A 4,622-nucleotide genomic window follows, 5' to 3' on the forward strand; every position below is an offset into this window, starting at 1 on the left:
GAGCCGTGGCCCTCCGCCTTGCGATGCACCGCACCGGACGCCGCGACCCGGCAAACCTTCCCGGCCACAGCACTAGGAGTCATCGGGCTCGTTGCTTGCCGTGTACCGGACGCGTGCCCACAGGGGCAGCACGAACCAGCACAGCACGTACCAGGCGAACACCCCGCCGACGAGCCATGTCGCGAGGGCGTTGCCGGTCGCGACCCTGAGCACGAGGAGCAGGGCGGAGGTGCTCGTGGCCAGGAGCAGCAGGAGGCCCGTGAAGGTCAGGCGCGCGGCCCACGCGACGGCCTCGGGCTTGATCCTGCGCCCCGAGACGAGACGGTGGAACGCCACGGGGCCGATCAGGGCGCCGGTCGCCAGGGATCCCAGGACCACCGTCACGACGTAGATCGTCTTCTCGGTCTGCGGGAGCCCCGAGAACACGGGGGCGAAGGCCACCGTCAGCAGGAACCCGAACAGGATCTGGACGCCCGTCTGGGCGACCCGGATCTCCTGGACGAGTTCTTGCCACTGCCGGTCCGCGCGTTCCTCCGGAGACTCGTCCCGGCCCGTCTGATCCGTCCCGTTCGTCATCCAGCGCCTCCCTCATAGGTCTCTCCCGGGATCGTCTGCCCCCGGACCCCGGCATCATGTTGCCCCGCGCTCGGGCCGCGCGTTCCGCGGCGCGCCTGCCACTCCTTCGACCGCCTCTCCGAAGGCGACCGGTCCGGGCGCGGTGCCGTCGCCGAAGGGGCGACCGTCAACGATCGCCAGCACGGTGATGCCCCGGTCGTGGCCGCGGTCACGCGCGAGGTGGGGGGCCTCCTCCAGCCGCTCGGTGCCGAGCACCGGGTCACGCCCGCCGGGATCCAGGTCGAAGGTCCAGCTGCGCTCGTCGTGCACCCCGGCACGGAGAAAGGGGCCGACGCCGGCCCGGGCCCGGCGGGAGGGGCTGGAGCCCGGGCGGCGCCGGCGGTCGGGAAGGCCGCCCGGCTACCGGGTCGGGGGCGCCGGCGAGGGTTCGGGCGTGGGCTCCGGATCCGGGAGGGGCGTCGGAACGGGCCTGGGTGTGTGCGGTGTGGTGGTCGGGTTCGTCATGATGACTCCGACTCGTCTCGGACGGGTGTGTTCACTACGGCGCCTGCCCGCTCCCGCCCGGCCCAATCCCGGATGCCGGTACGGGCCGGGGGGCGGGGCGGCGCCCCTGGGTCGAGGAGCGTTCCGCCTGGTCAGGCCGCCCTGCGCGAACCGCGTCCGGAAGCGGTCGCGGAGGCCGTGCCGGAGCCGCCGTCGGATCCGCTGCCGGAGGCTGCGAGCGCGTCGCGGAGTTCGTCGCGCGTCATGGCCGAGCGCCCGGGGATCTCCGCCGCCGCAGCCCTCTCGTAGAGCTCCGCCTTGGTCGGGCTCGCCGGGTCCGTCGCCTCGGGCGTCCCGGCGACACGCTTCTTCGCGTGCTTGCCGGGCTTCCCGGAGCCGCCGGCGCGCTCGACGCTGGCACGCAGCACCTCCGCGAGGTCGACCACGTTGGTCGACTCGGCCGCCGGCTCCGCCTTCTCCACGCTCTCGCCCGCCCGCTTCGCCTTGATCAGGGCGGCGACCTTCTCCCGGAACGTGTCGTGGAACTCCTCGGGTTTCCACTCCATGCTGAGCGCCTAGACCAACTGCTCGGCCATGCGCAGTTCCTTCGGTGCGGCCTTGGCCTTGCGCGGCAGGGAGGCGATCTCTTTGCGGGGATCGCGGATCTCGTCGGCCCAATGGAGCGTGTGGCAGGTGAGCAGACCGTTCTCCGCCTTCACGGCCACGAGGTATTCGTGGCTGCGCATCACGAATCTGGCGATCCCCGCCTTCTCCGCCTTGTCCAGGGCCTGCTCGACGAGGCTGTAGATCTTCCCGTACTCCTTGCCCTTCGGTGCCAGGTAGTACGTCGCGTCGAAGAAGATCGGATCGACTTCGGCCAGATCCACGAACCCCTCGATCTCGAGCGATCTGGACCGGCCCGGCGCGATCTCGTCCAGCTCCTCCGGTTCCACGAGCACGTACGCGTCACCGTCGTCGAAGCCCTTGACGATCTCCTCGAAGGGCACTTCCTTGCCGGTCCGCTCGTTGACCCGCTTGTTGCGGACCCGGTCCGAGGTGCCGCGCTGCAGCTGATGGAAGTGGATCGTGTGGCTTTCGGTCGCCGTGTACAGGCCCACGGGCAGGCTGACCAGGCCGAAGCTCAGCACACCCGCCCACACTGGTCGCGCCATGGCCACCACCACCGTTTCAGGTCATCGGTCTCCCGGTCGCGGCCCGGTCGGTTCGGCGGTCCGGCCGTGGGCGGTCGGCATGTTCATACGGCTCACCGTCCTCCCTCGCCCACGTCCGGCGCCTCCCCGGAGGGAGGGGCGGTACGCACACACGGGCCGGACCGGTCCCGTGGTGATCATTCCGGCGGAATCAGCTTCACACCCGTGTGGATGGTCTTGCCGCCCGGCCGGTGCCGGATCCGTACACCGCTGCCGAGCCGATGGACCAGGGCCCAGCCCCATCCGCCGCCGCCCTCCAGATCGGGCGCCCTCAGCCGCGGCTCCGCGTCGCTGTAGTCGGTGACGTCGATGGCGATCTCGTCGGGTTCCAGCTCGAGGTCGAGTACGCAGCCGTCCGCCGTGTGGCGGATCGCGTTGGTGACGAGTTCGCTGACGAGCAGCAAGGTCGTGTCCCTGACCTCCGGGGCTACGGGACGGCCGCCGCGCGAGGCGTCGTCGAAGAAGTGCCGGGTGAGGTCGCGGGCGGTTGCCGCCGCGGCCATGCCGTCAAGATCGCTGTGCCGTCTCAGATGGAGAGTCATCCCCGCACGCGGCCTCCGGTCTCGCTTCCCCGGACCCGACCGCCTGAATCGACTGACGGCCGTCCGGGAATGATGGGTGTTCCGGTGTTCCACATCGGGGCGCGTACCCACTCCGCGCGGGTTCACCACGTTCGGCGGCCGGACGATGTCCATGCCGCAGGCGCGGCCCCTCGGCAGCGCTCGTGTCGATGTCCGGCCGGAGCACCGGCCGTGGGTGGCCGTCTCCACGGCCTCACCGGCCGGGCGCGCCCGGGTCGGTCTCCCCGGCGTCGGCCCGCTCGACGCGTTCCGGGTCGGACGGTGGCGAGCTGGATCCGGTACCCGTCCGGGACGGAACTCCGGGCGGGCGCCCGTGCTCGTCGACCATGGCGCCCTCGTCGGGCAGCAGCTCGGGCCGACGGTCGGCCTGCTCGGGCCGACTGCGCTGGGCGTGGTCGGGTCGTGCCTGTTCCTCGCGTCCGATGCCCGGTCGCTGACGCTTGGCAGCGTGCCCACCGGATTGTCCGTGTTCGCTCATGGCTGCCTCCTTCGATACCCCGCCCCCTGCTGATCGCCTACCCCGCTCGGCCGCGGCCAGACAGGGCGACCACCCCTCCCGGCCCGGAATCCCGACCCGCGACGCGGGTCGGTGCCGTCCGGGACGGGGGCACCGCCGGTGCGGACGGCCGAGGCCCTGCGAGTGCCTCGAGCGGGGCACGCTGGACGGCTTCGACGAGCCGGCGGCTGTGGGCCCAGACCGCCGCGCGGGCACGCACCGGGGAGCAGCCGCTCCGCTGCGCGAGCACGGCGCCGAGGACCAGTCTGCGCGTGCCGCCGACGTTCTTGTACGCGGCCCACAGGACGTTGCCCCCGGCCGGGGTGCTGGTGCCCGTCTTCAGTCCGACGACGCCGTGCCGGCCGAGCAGCCGGTTGGTGGTGCACGCCTCGCCCCGGTCGCCGGGGAGGCGGACCGAGGGGGTGGCGACGATGGTGCGGAACACCTCGTCCCGCATGACCGTACGGGCAAGGACGAGGAGGTCGCAGGCCGTGCTGGTGTTCCCGGTGTCCATGCCGCAGGAGCCGGTGAAGGCCGTACGGGCCATGCCGAGGTCTGCGGCCGCCTCGTTCATCCGGCGCACGAAGGCCGCTTCGCAGCCGGCGGTCCAGCGGGCGAGGAGCCTGGCGATGTTGTTGCCCGAAGGGATCAGCAGGTAGGCGAGCAGCTGCCGCAGGGGGAACTCCTGTCCTTCCTCGACGGGTACCACCGATTCGGTCGTGGAGCCTGCCTCGCGGGCGGCGGCCCGGTCGACGCGCACCAGGGGCCCGGAGTCTCCCGGGCCGAGCGGGTGCTCGCGCAGGACCACGTAGGCGGTCATCACCTTGGTGAGGCTCGCGATCGGGACCGGGACCTGCTCGCCGACCGTGCCGAGGGTGCCGACCCCCTCCACCTCCACGCTCGCCTGACCCTCGTGGGGCCAGGGCAGCGCCGCTGTCGACACCGCGCGACGGGCGGCGGCGAAGGCGGCGTCACCGGCCCGGGCGGCCGCGAGCCGACCCCGCCCGGGCAATTCGGCGGACCGCCGGAGGAACGCGTGGACAGACATGACACTCCCGGATCGGGTTGCGGTGGGGATGGTGCCCCGCCGCGCCCGGAACGGTCCGGGCCCGGGCCGCTCGGCAGCGCGGAAGGGACACACCGGAGCATGGCCGCTCCACCCATCGGAACCCCGGCCGCTGTCCATCGGCGGGTGCTCCACCGTGTATCGGTTCCGCGGCTCTCCCTGCCGGTCTCGGGCGCATGGCCTTCGGCCCGGAACAGCGCGGCCCGCCG

At 72.6% G+C, this 4,622-nt stretch carries 6 protein-coding genes and 1 pseudogene; all 7 read right to left on the reverse strand.

Annotated elements, in window-relative coordinates:
* Positions 1-72 precede the first annotated feature (72 nt).
* Entirely contained in the window at positions 73-576 is a 504-nt protein-coding gene (locus ACFWBW_RS38175) for a DUF6328 family protein (protein WP_385383283.1), read from the reverse strand.
* 165 nt (positions 577-741) lie between these two features.
* A pseudogene (locus ACFWBW_RS38180) lies at positions 742-903 on the reverse strand (glutathione S-transferase family protein); the annotation flags it as partial.
* 308 nt (positions 904-1,211) lie between these two features.
* Positions 1,212-1,625: a hypothetical protein gene (locus ACFWBW_RS38185; protein WP_385383286.1), complete on the reverse strand. Its 414-nt coding sequence runs from the start codon at positions 1,623-1,625 to the stop codon at positions 1,212-1,214.
* A 9-nt stretch (positions 1,626-1,634) separates the two neighbouring features.
* The gene (locus tag ACFWBW_RS38190) at positions 1,635-2,231 is read right to left on the reverse strand and encodes a Ku protein (protein WP_385383289.1); all 597 of its coding nucleotides are present in this window, start codon (positions 2,229-2,231) and stop codon (positions 1,635-1,637) included.
* A 176-nt stretch (positions 2,232-2,407) separates the two neighbouring features.
* Positions 2,408-2,773, reverse strand: a complete 366-nt coding sequence (locus tag ACFWBW_RS38195) for an ATP-binding protein (protein ID WP_385383292.1) — start codon at positions 2,771-2,773, stop codon at positions 2,408-2,410.
* Between the two features lie 271 nt (positions 2,774-3,044).
* Entirely contained in the window at positions 3,045-3,329 is a 285-nt protein-coding gene (locus ACFWBW_RS38200) for a hypothetical protein (protein WP_385383295.1), read from the reverse strand.
* 37 nt (positions 3,330-3,366) lie between these two features.
* The gene (locus ACFWBW_RS38205; RefSeq protein ID WP_385383298.1) at positions 3,367-4,395 is read right to left on the reverse strand and encodes a D-alanyl-D-alanine carboxypeptidase family protein; all 1,029 of its coding nucleotides are present in this window, start codon (positions 4,393-4,395) and stop codon (positions 3,367-3,369) included.
* Positions 4,396-4,622: the final 227 nt, after the last annotated feature.

This window comes from Streptomyces sp. NPDC059957, from assembly GCF_042730015.1.
In the GTDB taxonomy this organism is placed as follows: domain Bacteria; phylum Actinomycetota; class Actinomycetes; order Streptomycetales; family Streptomycetaceae; genus Streptomyces.